At 71.9% G+C, this 19,657-nt stretch carries 13 protein-coding genes; 6 read left to right on the top strand and 7 right to left on the bottom strand.

Annotated elements, in window-relative coordinates; translation table 11 throughout:
* Positions 1 to 29: 29 nt before the first annotated feature.
* The 3 genes from ACLJPY_RS29150 to ACLJPY_RS29140 all read right to left on the bottom strand — a co-directional run bounded on the left by ACLJPY_RS29150 (position 30) and on the right by ACLJPY_RS29140 (position 3,918).
* Positions 30 to 200: a hypothetical protein gene (locus ACLJPY_RS29150; protein WP_410593219.1), complete on the bottom strand. Its 171-nt coding sequence runs from the start codon at positions 198 to 200 to the stop codon at positions 30 to 32.
* A 197-nt stretch (positions 201 to 397) separates the two neighbouring features.
* Complete coding sequence (locus ACLJPY_RS29145) at positions 398 to 1,450, bottom strand: hypothetical protein (RefSeq protein ID WP_410593217.1); 1,053 nt, start codon at positions 1,448 to 1,450, stop codon at positions 398 to 400.
* A gap of 269 nt (positions 1,451 to 1,719) precedes the next feature.
* Complete coding sequence (locus tag ACLJPY_RS29140; RefSeq protein ID WP_410593215.1) at positions 1,720 to 3,918, bottom strand: tetratricopeptide repeat protein; 2,199 nt, start codon at positions 3,916 to 3,918, stop codon at positions 1,720 to 1,722.
* A 378-nt stretch (positions 3,919 to 4,296) separates the two neighbouring features.
* Here ACLJPY_RS29140 and ACLJPY_RS29135 point away from each other — a divergent pair, with 378 nt between their 5' ends.
* Both ACLJPY_RS29135 and ACLJPY_RS29130 read left to right on the top strand, forming a co-directional pair.
* On the top strand, positions 4,297 to 5,295 hold the full coding sequence (locus tag ACLJPY_RS29135) for a hypothetical protein (RefSeq protein WP_410593214.1): 999 nt from the start codon (positions 4,297 to 4,299) through the stop codon (positions 5,293 to 5,295).
* A 199-nt stretch (positions 5,296 to 5,494) separates the two neighbouring features.
* The gene (locus tag ACLJPY_RS29130; protein WP_410593212.1) at positions 5,495 to 6,337 is read left to right on the top strand and encodes an ion transporter; all 843 of its coding nucleotides are present in this window, start codon (positions 5,495 to 5,497) and stop codon (positions 6,335 to 6,337) included.
* Here the strand turns inward: ACLJPY_RS29130 and ACLJPY_RS29125 are convergent.
* On the bottom strand, positions 6,326 to 7,027 hold the full coding sequence (locus ACLJPY_RS29125) for a MerR family DNA-binding transcriptional regulator (RefSeq protein ID WP_410593211.1): 702 nt from the start codon (positions 7,025 to 7,027) through the stop codon (positions 6,326 to 6,328). The two genes, ACLJPY_RS29130 and ACLJPY_RS29125, sit on opposite strands and share 12 nt — an antisense overlap.
* Before the next feature lie 17 nt (positions 7,028 to 7,044).
* Between ACLJPY_RS29125 and ACLJPY_RS29120 the strand changes: the two genes are divergently transcribed.
* Positions 7,045 to 8,037, top strand: a complete 993-nt coding sequence (locus tag ACLJPY_RS29120; protein WP_410593210.1) for an erythromycin esterase family protein — start codon at positions 7,045 to 7,047, stop codon at positions 8,035 to 8,037.
* A 19-nt stretch (positions 8,038 to 8,056) separates the two neighbouring features.
* On the opposite strand, the gene ACLJPY_RS29115 is transcribed toward ACLJPY_RS29120, so the two are convergent.
* Entirely contained in the window at positions 8,057 to 10,384 is a 2,328-nt protein-coding gene (locus ACLJPY_RS29115) for a chitobiase/beta-hexosaminidase C-terminal domain-containing protein (protein ID WP_410593208.1), read from the bottom strand.
* Between the two features lie 267 nt (positions 10,385 to 10,651).
* Here ACLJPY_RS29115 and ACLJPY_RS29110 point away from each other — a divergent pair, with 267 nt between their 5' ends.
* Positions 10,652 to 11,884: a peptidase S8 gene (locus ACLJPY_RS29110; RefSeq protein ID WP_410593206.1), complete on the top strand. Its 1,233-nt coding sequence runs from the start codon at positions 10,652 to 10,654 to the stop codon at positions 11,882 to 11,884.
* A 126-nt stretch (positions 11,885 to 12,010) separates the two neighbouring features.
* Entirely contained in the window at positions 12,011 to 12,634 is a 624-nt protein-coding gene (locus ACLJPY_RS29105) for a hypothetical protein (protein ID WP_410593205.1), read from the top strand.
* On the opposite strand, the gene ACLJPY_RS29100 is transcribed toward ACLJPY_RS29105, so the two are convergent.
* Positions 12,623 to 15,427: an alpha-L-fucosidase gene (locus tag ACLJPY_RS29100; protein ID WP_410593204.1), complete on the bottom strand. Its 2,805-nt coding sequence runs from the start codon at positions 15,425 to 15,427 to the stop codon at positions 12,623 to 12,625. The genes ACLJPY_RS29105 and ACLJPY_RS29100 overlap by 12 nt on opposite strands.
* A gap of 153 nt (positions 15,428 to 15,580) precedes the next feature.
* On the opposite strand from ACLJPY_RS29100, the gene ACLJPY_RS29095 reads away from it, so the two are divergent.
* Positions 15,581 to 16,456 carry a sigma-70 family RNA polymerase sigma factor gene (locus ACLJPY_RS29095; protein WP_410593202.1) on the top strand — a complete coding sequence of 292 codons (876 nt, stop codon included), beginning with the start codon at positions 15,581 to 15,583 and terminating at the stop codon, positions 16,454 to 16,456.
* On the opposite strand, the gene ACLJPY_RS29090 is transcribed toward ACLJPY_RS29095, so the two are convergent.
* Entirely contained in the window at positions 16,425 to 19,535 is a 3,111-nt protein-coding gene (locus ACLJPY_RS29090; RefSeq protein ID WP_410593201.1) for a hypothetical protein, read from the bottom strand. The two genes, ACLJPY_RS29095 and ACLJPY_RS29090, sit on opposite strands and share 32 nt — an antisense overlap.
* Positions 19,536 to 19,657: the final 122 nt, after the last annotated feature.

The raw sequence follows: 19,657 nt of genomic DNA, 5'->3' as shown, positions 1-19,657 counted from the left end.
CACTGCGCTGGTGCACTCACCCGCGAAATTCAGTGCGTGACGGGTTCGGCGGCCGCGGTGGCGGTCGGGACGGCCGCGCCGGAGCCGGGCGTCGTCGCCGGTGCGGCGGGGCCGGCCAGCGCCAGCCCGGCCACCAGCGCCAGCGCGACGATGAACAGGGCCGTGCGGATGAGGGCGGAAACGGAACAGACGACCATCATGGCAGGCTCCTCGCGATTTCCCCGGTTGACGGGGTTCGATTGATTCCGCGGTCTGGCGCGAAATTCGGTCTGCATTGATGGTGCGCCCCGGAACAGGGTGCGACAAGGCGTTTCCCGTTGCCGAAAACGGCTCTGCCTCAGGAAACACCGGGGCAACGACACGGGCGGCGGCCCGTGCCTCAGGGCTCAGTGGGTGATCATGACGGCGGGTTCAGGACGCCCGAGAACTCGGTCACCGTCCCTTGGGGGTTGCTGCGGCCGAAGGCGGTGAGGAGCTCGCTCGTGTCCCGCAGCGTGGTCCGGCCCGCCACGAACAAGGCCGCGAGCCGGGGCAGCGGGTGGCCGGAGGCGACCAGTTCGCGCGCCTGGTCCGCGTCAACCTCCAGTACCCGCAGGCCCGGCAGCGCGCAGACCGGCCCCCAGTCCGAGACCGCCGAGCCGGTGAGGTTCAGCCGGGCCAGGCGCGGCAGCGTGGACAGCACCGAGAGGTCGAGCGGGCCTTCGACGCCCTCGAGCGCGAGCGCCCAAAGCCCCGGATGGCCGGCGGCCGCGGCGAGCTCGACCCGGTTCGCGGTGATCTGCACCGACTCCAGGGCCGGGAGCTCGCCGATCGCCGGTGTCACCGCGCCGGCGCGGTTGACGTGCAGCAAGCGCAGCGACTCCAGGGGCTCGAGCGCCGCCAGGTCGACGTCGCCGGGATCGTTGAGGTAGAGCTCCTGGACCAGCTCCCGCCCGGGCAGCGCGGCCACCGCCGCCGGCAGGTCCGGGCCGGCCACGTCCGAGATGACCTCGTCGTACGACCGCGCCGGGTCGTCGCGGAGGCCGGTTTCCGTGTCCACGGACGCTCCTCGCCCGTTTTCGTACTTGTCGGCTCGGAGCGCCTCGACGACCTCGGTGAGCATGGCGGTGACGGACGCCGACACGTACCGCACGGGACCGTAGTTGTCCCGGCCGTACTCGAAGACCTGGCCGGGCCGGCCGCGTTCGGCGGGCCAGCCGGCCGGGGGACACCGCCGCGATGTCCGGCCGCGCGGTGAACGTGTAGTGGCCACCGGCGTCCAGCCGCACCTCCAGCGACGCCGGCGCTTCACGGACAGGCGCTTGCCCGCGTCACCCCAGGCCTGGCACGACACGGCACCGCCGGTGTGCTGCAGCTGCAGAGTGGCGGACGACGCGCCTCCAGCGCCGGCGCGCAGCGCTTCCGCCATGGCTCTCGCGATTTCGCCGAACTCGACGCCCCCAGAGGTCATGTCGCGCAGCCTAGCGACGGGGTCCGACAAAACCGTTCGCCAAGGGATCACCCGCCGGGCTTGTGCTCCGGAGGGGTTGCCGCGGAGGTGGGTGAGGGGCGCCAATCCGGCCGCCAAGGGATCACGCGCCGGGCTTGGCGCTCCAGAGGGCTCGTCGCCGAGCGGGGCGGCGGGGCCGTCAGATCCGGTCGCCCGAGGTCACCTGCCGGACGATCCGCGAATTGCGCTCGCCGGTTGCTTCGCGATTGCGCTCGCTGCGGCCAGGCCGGTCACTCCGCGAAGGCCGGCCGGTTCCGGTATTCGGCCTCGCCGAGCACCGCCGGGTTGAGCGTGACCCGGTACTCGGCGGCCTCCGCCCACCAGCGGGACGCCGTTGCTCGGTCGCCCCGGCCCGCGGCCGTGTTGCCCAAGCCGGTCAGTGCGCGGGCTCGCTCGTACTCGCTGCCCGCGTCGTCGGCTACCTCGGCCGCTCGGTGGTAGCCGCTTTCCGCCTCCTCCCAGCGGCCGGCGCGGAAGTGCACCCACGCCTGGCAGTTGGCCGACATCGCCCGGTCCACCGGTAGCTGGGCGAGCGCCGCCGCCTCTTCCGCCGCGGCCAGTGCCTCGGGGAAGCGGTCCAGTGCCACCGAAGCGAGCGCGATCCCGCGCAGGGCGATCACCACGTTGCGGGTGCGGCCGGTCCGGCGGTAGACCGCCAGCACCGTCGTCAGGTCCGCCAGGGCCGGCTCGGCTTCGCCGCGGTACAGGCGGGCCCACGCCAGGCTGGACAGCGCGTCGATCGTGCCGCGGTCGTCGCGGGCCAGCGCGAACTGCTCCTGGGCCTGCCGGTGGAGGCTGACCGCGTCGTCCGCGCGGCCCGCCTCGAGGTGCGCCATGCCCAGGTTGTTGAGGATCATGCCGGTCGCGCTCGGGTCGCCGGCCGCCCGCGCCGCCTCCAGCGCGCATTCGTGCGTGCGGATCCAGGGCTCGAACAGCTTCTCGCGGAAGAAGAACGCGCGGAGTACGAACGCGAGCTGCCAGCAACGGTCGTGCAGCCGGTGCCGGGCCGCGGTCGCGACGATGTCGGCGAGCGCCGGCCACTGCGCGCTCAGCCAGGTGAGCGCGCCGTCGGCGTCCGAGAAGGGCACGTCCGACGGCGCCGTCAGGCCGGTCGCCGGGCGGAAGCGGTAGGGCTCGGCGAGTTCGTCCGCCGCCACCGTCAGCGCGACGAGGTGCTCGACCAGCCGCCGCACGGCGACGTCGCGCTCGCCCGCCGCCACCTGGGGCAGCGCGTGCCTCGCCGCGAAGGTCCGCATCAGGTCGTGGAGTTCGACGTACCCGCGGTCGTCGCGGACGACCAGGTGGGCGTCGTGCAGCCGGTCCACCAGCCGGTCCACCTCACCCGCCTCGAGACCGGCGAGCGCCTCGACCGCGCCGGCTTCCGCGGCGGCCGCGGGGTGCAGGGCGAGCAGCCCCAGCAGCCGCCGCTGGTCGCCGGGCAGGGCGTCGTAGGAGACGGCGAACGCGGTCGCGACGCTCCGCTCGCCGTCCTCCAGCGCGCCGAGGCGGGTGGTCTCGTCGGCCAGCCGGTCACGCAGTCTCGCCGCCGTCCAGCCGCCGGCGATGAGCCGGGCGGCCACGATGCGCACGGCCAGCGGCAGCTGCCCGCAGTGCCGGACGAGCTCGGTGGCCACCGCTTCGTCTTCGGGGGCGCGGTCGCCCGCGATGGACCGCAGCAGCCGCACGGCGTCCGCCAGCGGCAGCACCCCGACCGGGAAGTGCCAGGCGTCGTCGAGCGCGGGCAGCCGGCCCCGGCTGGTCACCAGGATCCGGGACGGCGTCTCGCCGTCGACGATGCCGCGGATCTGTTCGGCGGAGCGGACGTTGTCGAGCACGAGGACCATCCGCCGCCCGCGCAGCTGGTCGCGGACCAGGTTGGCCAGGCCGTCCTCGTCGGCCGGGAGCTGGTCGGCCGGCACGTCCAGCAGCCGCAGCAGCCGGTGCAGGGCTTCGCCGGGCGAGAGTTCGACGGCCCCCGGCGTGTGGCCGCGGAGGTCGAAGAACAGGCAGCCGTCCGGGAAGGAGTCCGCGACCCGGCGGGCGGCGGCGACGGCGAGTGCCGTCTTGCCGGCGCCTGCCATCCCGTGCACGACCCCGACCCGGCCGTCGTCCCGCCCCCGCAGCAGCGTGGAAAGCGCTTCGAGTTCGGTGTCGCGGCCGACGAAGTACCGGCTGCTGTCCGGCAGCCCGACGATCCCGCCCGCGCTGCGGCGGCCGGTGAATGTGGTTTCCGCGACCAGGGCGAGCAGTTCTCCGCCGGCGCCCAGTGCCTGGTCGCAGGCCTTGGCGAGGTCCCGGTTCACGCGGACCTTGCCGTTCTCCACCTTGCTGAGGTAGCCCTTGGTGAAATGCACGGACGCCGCGAGTCCGGTCAGTGACATACCGACCGACAACCGTCGACGCTTCAATTCGGCTCCAAAGTCGGGCATGGGTCGATCATCCTGTAATCGGCGAACGGGGGGAAGGTCTGCCGGCGGCCCGGGCCCGCCGGCGACTCACTGGTCAGCCCAGGAGGGAGACCAGCTGGCCGAGCACGATGACGAGGTGCGTGTGCATCGCGTTCCCCTTTCCGGATCGCCGTCGCCGCGCTTTTGGTGCGGCGGCTTCCTTGGTTGCCGAAGGATTTCGACGACACAAGCTTGACCCGGCGAATTGCCCGGCGACAGGCGTTTCCCGTTGCCTACTAAAGGAAACCGCGGACCTGCACTGTTTCCCGGATCCGGAAACGGCCGGAAACACGTGACACCGTCGTGGCGGACGGCGAAGGTGGGTAGACTCCCCCGCAACGACCAAGACGGAGGTGCGGCTTGGCTCAGGAGGCGGCCGAAGCGAAGATCAACGCTCTGTCAGCGGAGCTGAAACTGCTTCGCAGAGGCCTGGGCATCCAAGCGAAGACCCTGCCTGCGCTCGTCGGCGAACGGTTGCGCGAAGTGTGCGGTGTCGGTGAGGACGACAACCCGGGAACGGTGCGCGCCAAGGTGGTGGAAACGCTTCGCCGGCTGATCGAGGTGCTGCCCGATTCGCAGCGGTCGACGGCGCGGATCGTGCTGGGTTTCGGTACCGGCGCGAGCGAGCGCTACACGCAGCGGTTGGAGTTGCTGGGGTCGGGGGCCGACCGGAACGTGCGGACGATGCAGCGGCGTGCCGATGACGTGATCTACCTGCTGGCCGAGGCTGCGTACGGGGCGCCGGCGCCGTACGGGGGTTTCTCGGGCGTCAGCCAGGACGGTCCGTGGCACACGTCGAAGCTGGCGGTGCGGCTGACGTTGACCGGGGTGGCGGAGGCGGAGGTGTTCGAGACGCGCCGGGTGGTCAGTCACGTGGCGGGGCTGGCCGAGGTGGAGCACGCGATTTCGCTGGCTCGTCCGGCGAGCACGGCGAGCACGGCGGGGCAGCCGGAGCTGTCGGGGCTGGGGATCGACGTGGTCGCGGGGGGTGAGGTGCATTCGGTGCGGATGGTGAGTTCGTCGCGGGTGGCGTTCACGTTGCGGCCGCCGCAGCCGTTGGACGCGGGGGACGAGCACGAGTTCTTCTTCCGGATCCGGGTGGCGGAGCTGCCGTCGCCGTTCTACTGCTGCACGCCGGAGTTCCCGTGTGAGAGTTTCGACCTGAACGTCCGGTTCGATCGGGCGAAGCCGCCGGTGCGGGTGTGGCGGATCGACGGGGAGTTTTCCAAGGACGCGCAGGATCCGCTGACCGCGCGCAAGCCGTTGTTCCTGGACAACGCGGGTGAGGTGCGCACGGGGTTCCACGACCTGCGGCCCGCGCGGTCCTACGGCGTGGGCTGGCAGCCCGTTGCTCCTTGAGCCGCCAGCCGCCGCATCCCCGGGAGCCGGAGCGGGCCGGCTGTGCGGTGTGCGCTCCATGCTCCTCCTCGCCGTGACCGCCACTGTCCACGATGCCCTATCGGAAGAGCCCGCAACACGACGAAAAGCGGACAAAAACCGGACACCCGGACGTGCCGTCCGACCCGGCTGATCAGCGGCGCCCGTGCCATCATCGGGCATGGTCACTCGTGAACCCGAGCTCAACAGCGGCATCCTGCCCGGGAACGTGCGCGCCGACGACTGGATCATGCTCCTGCTCGCCGCCGGTTCCGTCGGGTTGCTGGGGTTCATGGTCCTGAGCCCGCCGGCCCGGGACACCGGCCTGGTGATCTTCTACGTCGACTGCGGGATCTGCGCGGTCTTCTTCCTCGAGTTCCTGTGGCGCTGGCGGAAACGGCGGTGGGAAAAGAAGTTCCTGGTGCGCAACTGGTACGAGCTGTTCGCTATGATCCCGGTCGCGCACCCCGCGATGGCCGCGCACAGGTTCGTCAGCGTCGTGCTGCTGCTGGTCCGCATCGGGCGGGCGGCGGACCGGGCCGTCGGCGAGCAGTTCACCTACCGGCTCGTGGACAAGCTGTCCGAGCCGATCGTGAAGGCGATCAAGAAACCGGTGACGATCGCGGTGCTCGACGAGGTCGTCAAGGTGCTGGAAACCGGCAACTACCCGGAGAACCTGGCCAAGTCGCTGGGCGCCCACAAGGACGAGCTGCGGTCGATCATCGCCGAGAAGATCGCCGCGGACCCGCAGCTCGGGAAGCTCAAGCGGCTGCCGTTCCACGACGAGATCGTGCGGGCCTGCGTCGACACCTCCTTCCGCGTGCTGCTCGAGGTCCTCCTCGACCCGCGGATCGACGACTTCTTCTCCGCCGTGGTCCGCGACAACCGCGAGCAGATCCGGCTCGCCGTGCAGCTCGGGCTCAACGAGGTCGACGACGAGGACGGGGAGGACGTGCTGCCGGTGCGCACGCAGCGCTCGGCCGCGCACGAGTACGACCGCCTGCACCAGGGCTCACGCCCGTGACGCCAGGTACGTGCTGAGCCGGGCGGCGGCGGCCAGCATGGCCAGACCGCGGCCGGTCAGCCGGTCCTGCCACGTTTCGAGCGCCTGGACGAGCGGTTCCGTGCCGCCCGCGGTGCGGACCTGGGCGACCACGGTGGCGATGCGGGTGAGCGGGTAGCCGCCGCGGCGCAGGAGGTGGGCCAGCTCGGCGTCGCGGACGTCGGCCGCGCGGAACCCCCGGTAGCCGGTGGCCCGGTCGCGCTCGGGGACCAGGATGCCCGCGCGTTCCCACGCGCGGATCGTCGCCGCGGTGACGCCGAGGCGGTGCGCGAGCTCGCCGACGGTCCGCGCGGCCCCGGCCGGTTCCGGGACCGCCCGGACCGGCAGGGCACCGGTGGCCGCGCGGACCGTGTTGAGGGTTTCGCGGTCCCGGAGCAACTGCTCGTGCCCGCGGTCGACGAGCGTCAGTGCCCGCTCGACGTCGCCGGTGTTGACGGCGTGCATGATGCCGCCCGCCGTCGCGTGGCCGTACGCCCTGACCAGGGCAAGGAACGCGCGAAGCGCCTCCGCGTGGACCGCGGTGTAGACCCGGTAGCCGCTCGGCGTCCGCGCAGCGGGCGGCAGGAAGCCGTCGCGCTCGTAGTTCCGGACCGCCTGCGTGGAGAGGCCGTGTTCGCGCGCGAGATCGGCAGGTCTCAATCGAGAGTTCAAGGATACGATTCAACCACATGGACATCGCCGACTTCACCGCCGAACTGCTCGCGCTGGGCGAGCCGACCCACTTCGAACCGGCCTTCGCGCGCCTGCGCAACGACCTGTTCGCCCGGCTCGCCGCGCACGGTTTCCGCTCGATCGCCCTGGAAACCGACCGGGTGGCCGCGCTCGACGGCGGCTTCTCGCACGACCTGGGCGAGGTGCCCGCCAACCGGGAACTGCTGCAGTGGCTGCGCGAGTACAACGAGACCGCCGGTGAACCGCTGACCTGGCACGGCTTCGACGCACCGATGGAGATGTTCAGCGCCCCCAGCCCGCGCACCTACCTCGAACACGCCCGCGACTACCTCGGCCTCGACGTCGACATCGCGGCTTTGGCCGGCGACGACGAGCGGTGGAGCCGGTCCGAAGCGATCCTGGACCCGGCGGCGTCGCCGGGCGCGTCGCCCGAGGCCCGCGAGCTGCGGGTGCTCGCCGACGACCTGCTCGTCGCCCTCCGCGCCCGGGCACCGCGGCCGGACGCCGCCTGGCGGCGGGCCGAGGTGCACGCCATCGCGGGACGCGGCTTGCTGCGCTACCACGCGGCGTCGGCCCGTCCCGGCGACCGTGATACGCGGATCGCGCGCCTCGCGGGCCTGCGCGCGGTGCTCATGGCCGAGAACCTGCTGGACATCCGGGCGGTCGAGGCCGGCCGCGGCCCGACGCTGGTGTTCGCCCACAACGGCCACCTGCAGCGTTCGGGCGCCGGCGCCGGCGCGATCGTCGGGGCACTGCTCGGCGACCGGTACGCGTTCGTCGCCGGCAGCCTCGGCCACAGCGCGGCCCTCGGCCTCGGCGAACCCGCGCCGGACACCTACGAAGGCCGGCTGCAGCAGGGCACGAAGACCTGGCGGCTGGCCGAGGTCCCGGCCGGCCGGAAGCGCACCGACACCAAACCGGAGCGGGGCTACTTCGGGCTCGACCGGGACGTGCTCGACGGCGCCGCCGCGGTGTGGCACATCGCCTGACACCGCGGCGGCGGACCGCTTAGGGGTAGCTGACCACGTTGACCGGCACCGTGCCCGAAGGCGTCACGCCGCCGGTGTCGTTGATGACGTGCGTGATCGTGCCGCGGTAGTTGAGCGACACCGTCAGCAGGCTGTGGAACTTGACGCCGCTGGTGTTCGGCACCTCGAACGCGTGGTAGCTGGACACCGCCGGGTTCGTGTCGAAGAAGCAGTAACTCCCGAGACCCCAGGCCTCGTGGGACGTCACGTTCGACGCGACCTTGTACGCGGCGTACCCGGCGACTCCGGACGGCGCGTTCCACGACGCCTGGTTCGGCACGTCGTAGGGCATCTCGTTCTGGAAGAAGATCGTCTTCCCGCCCTGGCCGTTCCAGATCACCTGGTACTTCTGGTAGTGCTCGACGAACAGGCCGGTGGCCAGCACGTTCGCGCCGTTCACCACGAGCCCGGTGTCCGCGGTGTTCGTCGTCCAGCCGACCGTGCCCGCGTTGCCGTGGTCGGCCCGCCACGCCCAGATGTGGTCGATGATCGTGTTCGCGCTGTTGACGACCAGGCTGTTGGTCGCCTTGCCCGCGATCTCGCCGCCGATCCGGAAGAACACGTCCTGGACGGTCGCCGGGTTCGAAGCGTGCGACGCCGACGAGCCGGACTGCCCGACGGTGAGCAGGGCCTGCGAGTTCGTCGTGCCCGCGTCGAACAGCAGCCCCTTGAGCCGGACGCCGTCCACATCGGACACCTGCATCGCGTTGACGCCGTTGTCGGGCACCAGCGTCGGGTAGCCGATGCCGAGGACGGTCGTGTTCGCGCGGGTCACGTTGAGCGTCTGGTTCAGGTGGTAGATGCCCGGCGTGAAGAACAGGTTGCAGCCGGCGGCGAGCGCGTTGTTGATCGACGCGGCCGTGTCACCGGACTTCACGACGTAGAACTGGCTCATCGGGACCGACGAACCCGGCGTGCTGCCGTTCGCCCAGCTCGGACCGGACGCGTTCGTGCGCAGCGAAGGCAGGAACACGCGGTACTTGCCGGTGCCGTCGACGTAGAGGTACGGCACGTCCCGCGAGACCGGCGTCGTGGCCAGCGTGGTCTCCGGCGGGTTCGGGAACGTGGTCGCCGGCGCGCCGCTGGTGCCGGAGAAGACCATGTTCCACACGCCGCCGTTCCAGCTGCCCAGCGCCGAGTCGCGGGTGTACCACTGCTGCTGCGACACCGACGCGGCCTGGCCGGCCACCTTCGTGTCGGCGATGTAGCCGCCGCTGGCGTAGCCGTAGCTCGCCGGGTACAGCTGCAGCCCGCCGCGGACGTCCATCCGGCGGAACGGCGCGGCCTGCGCCACCGCCCAGCGCTCGTTGCCGCCGGACGGGTTGACCGCCAGGTTCTCCGCCGAGCGCCAGAAGTTCTGCAGCGCCACGCCGTTGTCGGAGGCGTTGAAGGCGTCGACGGTGACGTCCCCGTTGATCAGGACGTCGCCCGGGTTCTGGCCGAGGCCGGCCACCGAGGTGTAGAAGCCCACGTTGTCGTGCACGTTGTTGTAAGTGCCCGGCTTGAACAGGTGGGCGACGCGGCGCTCGGCGAACTGCGCGGTGAGCGTGTCCTTCTGGTTGTTGAAGTCCGTGTCGAGCTGGGCCTGGATCGTCGCCGCCGACATGCTCGGGTCGAAGATCCGCACGTTCGGCCCGAAGTCCGGGGTGTCGGACTGCGTCGGGCAGCCCGCCTGGGTGCCGATCGTGTAGGTCGCGCTCGACACCGGGGACGTCGTCGAACCGGACTTGAGCGCGATCGCGTTGACCGTGCGGGAGTTCGGGACGCTGATCGGTCCGCTGTAGACGGTCGAAGACGCCGTCGGGGTCGAGCCGTCCACCGTGTACCGGATGGTCGCGCCGGAGGTGGCGCTGCTGATCGTCACCGTCTGGGCGCTCGAGTAGGTGCCGCCGGGCGGGCTGAACGTCGGCGCGGCGACCGTCGTCGTGCCCCCGCCGCCGACGGTGTAGCTGAAGTGCGGCGTGTCGTACTGCGGGCCGCTCTTCTCGTAGGTGAACCAGTAGTCGAGGACGTTTCCGCTGCTCAGGCCGCCCACCGTGGTTTGCCAGTTGCCGGCGCCGTTGGTCATCCGGACGTTCTGCTGGCCGAGGCCGGGAACGCCGGTGTAGTGGACGTCCACGTACAGCGCCGGGGTCGTCGGGGTGAAGTTGAGCTGCACTTGCGTCGAGCTGAGCTGCGTGACGCTCTGGGTGTAGTCGTCCGCGGCGAGCGCCGCCGGGGCGCTCAGCCCGGCCGCCACCAGCAGTGCCGAGGCGACGAGCGCGAGCACCGGGCCGCGTCGTCGTAACTTGTCCAAGGTCCGGTTCACGCCGTGACACCTCCGCCGTTGGGGATCCACGAGGTATTTGTTGCCAGTCGCAACAAAGTAGCTCCCAGTCAGCGGTGCTTCGGTCACGGTTCGGTAACACTTGTCTGGACCAATACGCGAACGGGTGAAGTGATTCGTCACTCTTCGTCGCATTGCCACCACGCTGGGCGAATGACTGAACCGAGAAACCTTCTTCTGTCGGGTGACCTCGATGGTGTGACATGCGACGATCCGCTGCCACCCTCGTCCCCTACCGAGGAGCAGGCCATGGCGTCTCCACGGTTGTCCCGGTCCCTCGTCGTCCTCTCCCTGATCGCGGCCCCGCTGACGGTGGCCACGACCACGACCGCCGAAGCCGCGCCCCTGCAGAGCGGCGGTGTCGTGAACTTCGGCTGCGCCACCTCCGGAAAGCTGCACTGCTTCGGCAAGGCGGTCCGGTCGCCGAACGGCAACGGCCCGCTGGTCGTCGCCACCCCGGTCGGCTACGGCCCGGCCGAGATCCAGGCCGCCTACAACCTCGGCGGCCTGCACGCGAACGGCCGCACGGTGGCCATTGTGGACGCTCAGGACGCGCCGACCGCCGAGGCCGACCTGGCCAAGTTCCGGTCCGCGCGCGGGCTTTCGCCGTGCACGACCGCCAACGGCTGCTTCAAGAAGGTCAACCAGAACGGCGCGACGAGCCCGCTGCCCGCGCCGGACTACGGCTGGGCCGAGGAGATCAGCCTCGACCTCGACGCGGTCTCGGCGACCTGTCCGGACTGCCACATCCTGCTGGTGGAAGCCAGCACCCCGGACACCGACCCGCTGATGACGGCGGTCGACACGGCCGCGGCGACCCCGGGCGTGGTGGCGATCTCGAACAGCTACGGCGGCGCCGAAGACTCGACGATCCTCGCCGCGGACGCGCACCTCAACCACCCGGGCATCGCGGTCACGGCGTCCTCGGGCGACTCGGGCTACGGCGTCAGCTGGCCGGCGTCCTCGCAGTACGTGACGGCGGTGGGCGGCACGACGCTGAAGAAGGCGGCGACCACCACGCGCGGCTGGACCGAAACGACGTGGAGCGGCAGCGGCAGCGGGTGCTCCACAGTGGAGCCGAAGCCGGCCTGGCAGCACGACACCGGGTGTGCGAAGAGGACGGTCGCGGACGTCTCGGCGGTCGCGGACCCGGCCACCGGCCTCGGGGTGTACGACACGTACAACAGCTGCGGCACGTCGTCCTGGTGCGACTTCCTGCTGTCGCTGGGCCTCGCCCAGGGCGCGGACGGCTGGGTCCAGGTCGGCGGCACGAGCCTGTCGTCGCCGGTCATCGCGAGCGTGTACGCACTGGCGGGCAACTCGGTGACGTCGGGCTCGTACCCGTACGCGCACACCAGCGGCCTCAACGACGTGACGTCGGGGTCCAACGGCAGCTGCGGCGGCACGTACCTCTGCACCGCGGGTCCCGGGTACGACGGCCCGACCGGGCTGGGCACGCCGAACGGCACGTCGGCGTTCTGACCCGGACCGGCACTTTCACGTTCTCCGGCCGGAGCTTTCACGCGAAAGCTCCGGCCGGGTCCCCGGTCGGGTGACGTTCGCGCGGTGCGTTTCCGCTGCCTCCCGCGGTGGGGCCAGGATGTCTGCATGCTGGACACCGAAGTCCTGTCGCGGACGGTTCCGCGGGCGCTCGACGTCGGCACCCCGCTCGGCGAGGTGCGCTTCGCCGTCCGCGTCGGCGAATGGAACGTGCCCGCGAGACCCGAGCTGACCTGGGGCCTCGAGTCCGGCGCGCGGCTGTGCCGGTGGCGGCACGACTCCGTGCGGCTCGACGTGCTGTGCGGGACCACCGCGACCGGGCTGCCCGGCGTCACCCGCGAGACCGCCATCTTCCGGGTGCTGGCGCGCGAGGACGTCGGCGGGTTCGTCGTCCGGGCCGAGCTGGCCGGCGCGCCGGAGGAGGAGCGCATCTGGGAAAGCGCCTTCACGGCCGAGACCGCCGACACCGCGGTGAGCGTCGGCGGGCCGGGGGCCGACGTCCTGCGGCGCTGCTCGCTGGCCGGGCAGCACGTGCCGCCGTACTGGTCGCGGCTGGTCGGCGGCGACGTCGTCGAGCGGACCGGCGGCCGGCTCACCTGGCGGCTGCCCCGCGTCGACCGCGGTGACTACGCCGAACTGTGGGTCTCCGTCGCGTGGAGCGAGCGGGGCGGCGACCCGGGCCGCGCCGTCGACATCGACGCGGCCCGGGTGCGGCGGGAGCTAACCCAGTGAAATCCGGTCGAGGTCCGGCGCCCCGGCGCGGTCGTTGCCGATCCGGATCGCATGGACGCCCGCGGTCAGCGTCACCGGGACCGGAGTGGTGTACGGCGTGTTGTTCCCGGCGCCACTGACCTTCACCTCCACCGGCGCGCCGCCGTCGACCGACACGGAGTACGACCGGTCGCCGTTGACGGTGAAGTCGAGGAACAGCGTGTACTGCCCGGCCGCGGGCACCGTCACGCCGGGGAACGTCACCGCGGCGCCGGGACCGATGTTGCGCACCTTCTGCCCGCCCGAGCACGCCGGGCAGCTGGTGACACCGGCGTCGCCGATGTCGTTGGCCGAGTCCTCCGCCTCGCGCACGAACACCCGGTCCGCCGGTCGCGGCTTGACCTGCACCGGCTTGCTCACCGACTTCGCGCGCCCGAGCGTCCGGAACGACGCCGTCACCGGGATGCTCGCGTCCTGGGCCGACGGCGCGATCACGGTCCACGCTCCACTGAGGACCTGGCCGAGTCCCAGGTTCGCCGCCGTCGCGGCGTCGCCCTGCAGGGTCCAGCCCGCCGGGACGACCGGCTGGAGCGACACCTGGCCGATCGGGTCGTCGACGTCCAGCCGCAGCGACGCGGTGATCCGCAGCGCCTGCTGACCGGGCGAAAGCCATTGCACGCCGGTGGGTTGCACGGTCAACGTCGTCTTGGGCGTGTACGACTCGGGCGGCAGGGGCGCCACCGCGATCCGGTCGAGGCCGGTGGTCCCGGAGACCTTGATCGTGTTGGCCCCGGCGGTCAGCGGCACCGGGATCGCCCCCGGTGCGGCGACCGCGATCGGCGCGGCGCCGTTGACGCTCACCGACAGCGTTCCCGGCCCCGTCGTGTCCAGCTGCAGCCGGGACGGCCCGGTGGCCTGGACGTCGCGGAAGACGACGGCACCGCGGTCGAGACCGGTCACCGCGGTCGTGCCCGAGCAGGCCTCGCACCACACCGGTGTCGCCTTGCCCTCGAAGCCGTTGCGCCACGATTCCGCTTCCAGCGGCACTTCACCGCGCGGATCGGGGTAGCCGTAGGCGACGTCGACCTCGTCGAGCGCGAGCTGCCGGTAGAACGCCTTGGCCTGCGGTCCCGACCACGTGTTCAGCACCTCGAGCTTCAGGTACCGCGCGTGCACTTCGCCGACGTCGATGAACTGGACGCCGCGGGTGCTGGGCAGGGCGCCGGTGCGCACCGTGCGCCAGTTCGTCCCGTCGTCACTGGCGTGGACGCGGTAGTCCTTGATCCGCGCGGAGTCTTCGGCGCGGCCGAAGGACTCCCGGGCGTACGTCGGCGAAGACTCGCGCTCGTGCACCGCGAGGTAGGCCGTCGACCGCTTCCGGCCCAGGTCCAGCGTCACGGACACCGGGAGCTGACCGCCGGCGTCCCAGTAGTTCAGGTAGCTGCCGTCGACGAGGTTCGCCGCTTGGGACCCGTTGGCCGACGCGGTCGCCTTGATCGTGCTCTTGTCGTAGAAGTACTGCTGCCCGGCTCTGTCCACTTTGAACACCGTGTCGTAGGTGTCCCAATCGCTGATGTCCAGAATGGACAGGTAGCCGCCGGACTGGGCGAACCGCATCGGCTTGCCGGTGCGTAGGTCGGACACGCCGGTGACGCGGTAGCCGTTGTCCCGCAGCCGGACCAGGTTCGTCGACGGCCGCGTGACGACGTGCACGTACTGCGTCTTCGCGCCGGGTTTGACCGTGATCACGCCGTGCGCGCCGTCGTTCCAGAAGCCGGGCTGCAGGCCGCCGTACAGGTACCCGCCGCCCTCGGTGCCGGTCAGCGACTCCTTGATCGGCTGGGTCCAGGACGCCATGAAGTTGTTGAACGCCTCCTGCTGCGGCGGGAACTTCCCGTTCAGCATGGCGGTTTCGGCCATCAGCGACTTGATCGACGAGCCGGCGTTCGTGGTGTAGCGGCCGGTGGAGAGCCGGAAGTCGACGGCCTGGTCGCCGCCGCTGTACCACCAGTCGCCGTTGGTCGGCAGCTTGTAGTCCGCTTCGGTCAGGCGCGGCATCGGCGTGTAGACCGCCTGCGGGTAGTCGTAGGACGGCGTCATGCCGGTCTTCTGCTCGTTGCTGACGGTGTCCATGATCGGCGTGTCCTCGTTGTTGTTGCTCAGCAACATGGACGGCCGCTTCTCGCGGATGTGCTCGTAAAGCCCGTGCTGCTCCCAGTACTCGTTGTCGTTGTCGATCCAGAACCCGGCGAGGTCGGGGTAGCGGTCCATCACCTCGTCGAAGAGGTCGTAGCTGAATTCGCCGAAGCCGGGCCGCGTGGTCAGGTCGACGGACTTGCCCTTGTAGGCGGAGTAGGCGGACGAGTCGAGCGATTCGTGGCCGGTCTCGTTGTGCCACTGGGGATCGTCGGTCAGGTAGAGCATGACCCGCACGCCCTTGGCCCGGCCCGCGGCGATCAGCTCGCCGAGGAAGTCCCGCTGGGTCGAGCAGCTGCCGGGAACCTTCGACGGCCACGGCCGCGCGTACCCGAGCCGGCTGTGGAAGGTGGTGAGGACGACGTAGGACGCACCCAGTTTCTCGGCCTCGTCGATCCAGTAGCCGGGCGTCCACCCGCCGTCGGTGACGTCCCGCTCCCAGGCGGCGCAATCGGTGTGCCGCGGCGCGGTGAACATGCCCCAGTGCAGGAACAGCCCGGCCGTCGAGGCCCGCAGCCAGTCCTGTCGCGGATGGTAGAGCTCGGCGTTCGCGGGGGCGACCAGGCCGGCCACCAGCGCGACGGCGGCGGCGAGGCAGGCGAGCAGTCGGATTCTCAAGGGACCTCCTCGTCCGGAGAGATCCGATGATTCGTGGCGCATATCTCGTACGTCAAGGGAAGCTGCCGCTCATCGGCACACAGTCGTCTGATCTGTCACAAACTCGCGGCCTCGGCCGTCAAGGTGGTGATCGCCCCGCGAAAGGACGGACCCGTGAACGACGAGCTCCTCGCCCGCAGCTTCGAGACCCACCGGGACCACCTGCGGTCCGTCGCCTACCGGATGCTGGGTTCGCTGACCGAAGCCGAGGACGCCGTCCAGGAAGCGTGGCTGAAGCTGAGCCGGAGTGACTCCGGGGCCGTCGAGAACCTCGGGGGCTGGCTGACCACCGTCGTCGGGCGGGTCTGCCTCGACATGCTCCGCTCCCGCAAGGCGCGGCGCGAAGAGCCGTGGGAACTGCCCGATCCCATCGTCAGCCGCGACGACGAAGGCCCCGAGCACGAGGCGCTGCTGGCGGACTCGGTCGGCCTCGCGCTGCTCGTCGTGCTCGACACGCTCGCTCCCGCCGAGCGGCTGGCCTTCGTGCTGCGGGACATGTTCGCGCTGCCGTTCGAGGAGATCGCGCCGATCGTCGGCCGGACCGAGGCCGCGACGCGGCAGCTCGCCAGCCGGGCGCGGCGGCGGGTGCGGGGCGCCCCGGTGGCGCCGGACCCCGATCTCGGCCGTCAGCGGGAAGTCGTCGACGCCTTCCTGGCGGCCGCCCGCGGCGGGGACTTCGACGCGCTCGTCTCGGTCCTCGACTCCGACGTCGTGCTGCGCGCCGACCGCGGCGCGGCCCAGGGCGGCGCCACCGAAGTCCGCGGCGCGGCCGCGGTGGCGAGCCAGGCCCTGACGTTCTCGCGCCTGGGCACCGGCGGCGGCGTGGTGCACCGCGCGCTGGTCAACGGCGCGGCGGGCGTGGTCGCGACCCGCGAGGGCCGGCCGTTCTCCGTGCTCGGCTTCACGGTCGCGGGCGGCCGGATCGTCGAGATCGACATCCTCGCCGACCCCGGCCGCCTCAGCCGGCTGGATCTCGCCGTGCTCGACTGAGCGCACCGCCGTCGTCGACGAGGGCCCCCTTTTCGTCCGTCACCAGCGCTACTTCGCCGTCGTCGGCGAAGTGCAGGTACCGCCGCCGGCCGTCCGCGTACTGCCGCACCGCGTCCGCCACGACGACCACCAGCTCGCCGTCTTCGATGGCGTAGTGGTCGTCCGGGGTCAGGACTTCGTGGATGCGCGAGCCGTCGGTGATCAGCGTGCGGACGCGGCGGCCGGTGTGGTCGTAGCTGTACAGGGCGTTGACGCCGTCGTCGCCGTGCACCCCGCGCAGCCGGCCGAACGCATCCCGGATTTCGCTGCCGGGCAGCGGCTCCGGGGCCGGCCCGGGCTCGATCTCGCGCAGCAGCCCGCCCGGGCCGGTGAGCACGTGCCGCCCGTCGGCCCAGTGCTCGCTGACGCCGTTCGCGTAGTGCACCGCGGTGCGGCGGCCGCTCAGGTCGTGGCCGACGGCGTCGACGAACCCCGGCACGCTGACCAGCCTGCCGACCTCGTCGTACTGGTGGTGCACGGTCAGCCGCCCGTCGCCGGCGTCCGGGTACCCGACTTCCGCGACCCGCCCGTCCGTCCGGCGGGTCACGTCGAGGCGGTATTCGACGGCGACGTGCGCCGGGCGCCAGCGCGTTTCGGCCGGGTGGCCGAGCGCGTCGTAGCCGAACTGCGTCACGCCGCATTCGTCGGTGACACGCACCAGGCGCCCGCAGCTGTGCGGGCCGGCGCCGAGCGGGACGGCGAGGCCGCCGTCGTGGTGGGTGAACGTGGTGACCGGCGTGCCGCGCGGGTCGTCGACCAGCACCGCGACCACGCGGCCGACCGCGTCGCGGACCCGGAACACCGTGTGGCCGGCCGGCGTCCGCGACTCGACGACGTTCCCGGCCGCGTCCCGGACGTGCACGGTGCCCTCCGCGTCACGCAACTCCCGCCCGAGCAGGTCTTGCACGGTCCCTTCACCGGAGGAGACGTCCCGCAGGGCCACGGGCAGCGGGCGGCCCAGTGCGTCGTACCGGAACTCGGCAGGCGCCGGCCGCGGATCGCCGTCGCGGAAGGCCCGGCTCGTGCGGCACACCAGGCCCCGCGCGCAGTACTCGTGGTGCTCGTCGACGACGTCGCCGAGCAGGTCCGCGTGCCGCCGCTCCAGCAGCCGCCCGGCGCCGTCGCGCAGCTCGGCGGTCACCAGCACCTCCGCCTCGCCGGACACCGCACGCTGCTCGGTCGTGACGCGCGTGCCGTCGTAGCGGTACCGGACGGTCGGCAGCTCGGCCGAGTCACCCGGCCGCACCACGGACTCCGGGCGGCCCAGCGGGTCGTGCGCCACCGTGGTCACCGCACCCGCCGGGTCGGTCACCTCGCACACCTGCGCCGTGCGGACGTCGTGGCGCGTGATCGTCACGTTCCCCAGCGGGTCGGTGGCCACCTCGGGGAAGCAGCGGTCGGCCGAATACCGGACCTCCCGGGTGTGGCCGAGCGGATCGGACGTCGTGGTGCGCAGCACGGCGACGGTGTCCAGCCGCCCGTGGAACGTCGTGACCCACCAGCCGTCCTCGCCCGGCCGGCGGTGGTAGCCGTGGTGCCGCAGGTCCGGCGGCACCCGGCCGTAGACGTCGGCGAGGAGCGCGTCGGTGAGCACCAGTTCTTCCCGGGCCGTGCGGAAGCCGTGCGAACCGGCCGAGCCGTCGGGCTCTTCGTCGTACCGGAAGATCGTGTCGGACAGCACCTTCCCGGTGCCGTCGACCTCCCGGACGCGCGCCGGGAGCGCGGTGAACCGGCGTTCGGGATCGGTCGCGTACGCGGTCCGGGTCTCGCGGACGACGGGTTCGCGCCCGGGCCGTTCGGTCGTCTCCACCTCCCGGACCGGGTTCCCGGCCGCGTCCAGGACCGTCTCCTTCGTGGTGACCGAAACCGGCGTCGACCGGCGCTCGAACTCCGTGGTCACCGAGCGAGTCCACTGTGGACGGCGGAAGTGCTCGACGCGGCGGTAGGGCCGGCCGGCCTCCGGCGAACCGTCGAGGCCGTAGGTCTCTTCCTTGTCCACCAGCCCGCCGTCGCCGAACCAGCGCACGGTCCGCAGGGTCGGCGCGTACTCGTCACCGAGGTCGTCCTGGACGACGCGGCCGAAGCCGGGGAGCCGGCTGTCGTGGTAGGCGAACTCGGTCACGCCGACGTGGCCGGTTACGGATTCGCGCCGCGAAACCCGCCGGACCACCGGCACCGAGGCGACGGTCGCGTACTCGATCGCGGTGCGCAGCCCCGTCCCGTTGTCGATCTCGCTCAGCCGTCCGGTGCGGGGCGGGTCCTCGAGCGAGTGGTACGGCACGGCGTCGAGCACGGACACCCCGCCGGAGCGCGCCCGCGCGGTCAGCCGGACCCGCTGCGGTGCCGGGGCCTCGACGGAGGCGTACGCCAGGCGCAGCACCGGCGCCGCGCTTTCGGCGCCGGTGCTGCCGAACCCGGTGAGCGCCACCGATGTCAGCAGGGACGCGCCGGTCACGTCGTCGGCGTCGTAGCCCAGCGCCCACCGCCGCACGAGCGGCCGCGCCGAGCCCGGCACCCGCAGGTCGATCCGCGCGCACCGCAGGGCCGTCGTGACGAGCGTGCCGTCGCGGCCCCGGCGCAGCACGTCCGGCCGGGGCTCGTAGCCGAACTCCACTTCGTACGGGCCGTAGGAGACGCGCGTGAGGTAGGCCTGGCCGCTGTGGTGCGCCCAGCCGAACGTGGCGGTGGCGCCGAAGGGGTCTTCGGTCCGGTCGAGGTACCAGGTGGCGCCGTCGCCGGAGCCGAGGAAGTGCCGGAGGCCGGCACCGGTGGTGAGGAGGAAGCCCTCGCCGTGGCGGACGAGCCGGCCGGTCGCCCCGGACGGCGTGGGGTGGCCGCCCGCGCCGACGTGCGGCAGCGGGACGGTGAACCCGCTGCCGAACGGGCTGTCCGGGGCGCCGGTCGTGTAGCGCAGCGCGAGAACCGGCGCGATCCCGCCGGGGCCCGGCGGCAGGTCGAGTGGCACCGTGAAACAGCCACCGCCGGTCGCCGGTTCCGGCGTGAAGGCCGCCTCCTGCGTGCTCGGCCGGAGCACAACCATGTGATCTCCCCGCGTGAACCCGTGACTTCCGGGGGCCAAGTGGGTGATCGGGGCCCGCCAGATACGTCTTCACCCGTTTGCCGCCTCCGTTACGCATTCGTGACGTACGTGTCGTATCCCGG

The organism is Amycolatopsis sp. lyj-23 (genome assembly GCF_046549135.1).
Lineage (GTDB): Bacteria > Actinomycetota > Actinomycetes > Mycobacteriales > Pseudonocardiaceae > Amycolatopsis.
Note: the sequence above shows the minus strand (reverse complement) of the source record. Positions and strands in the feature narration are given on the sequence as shown.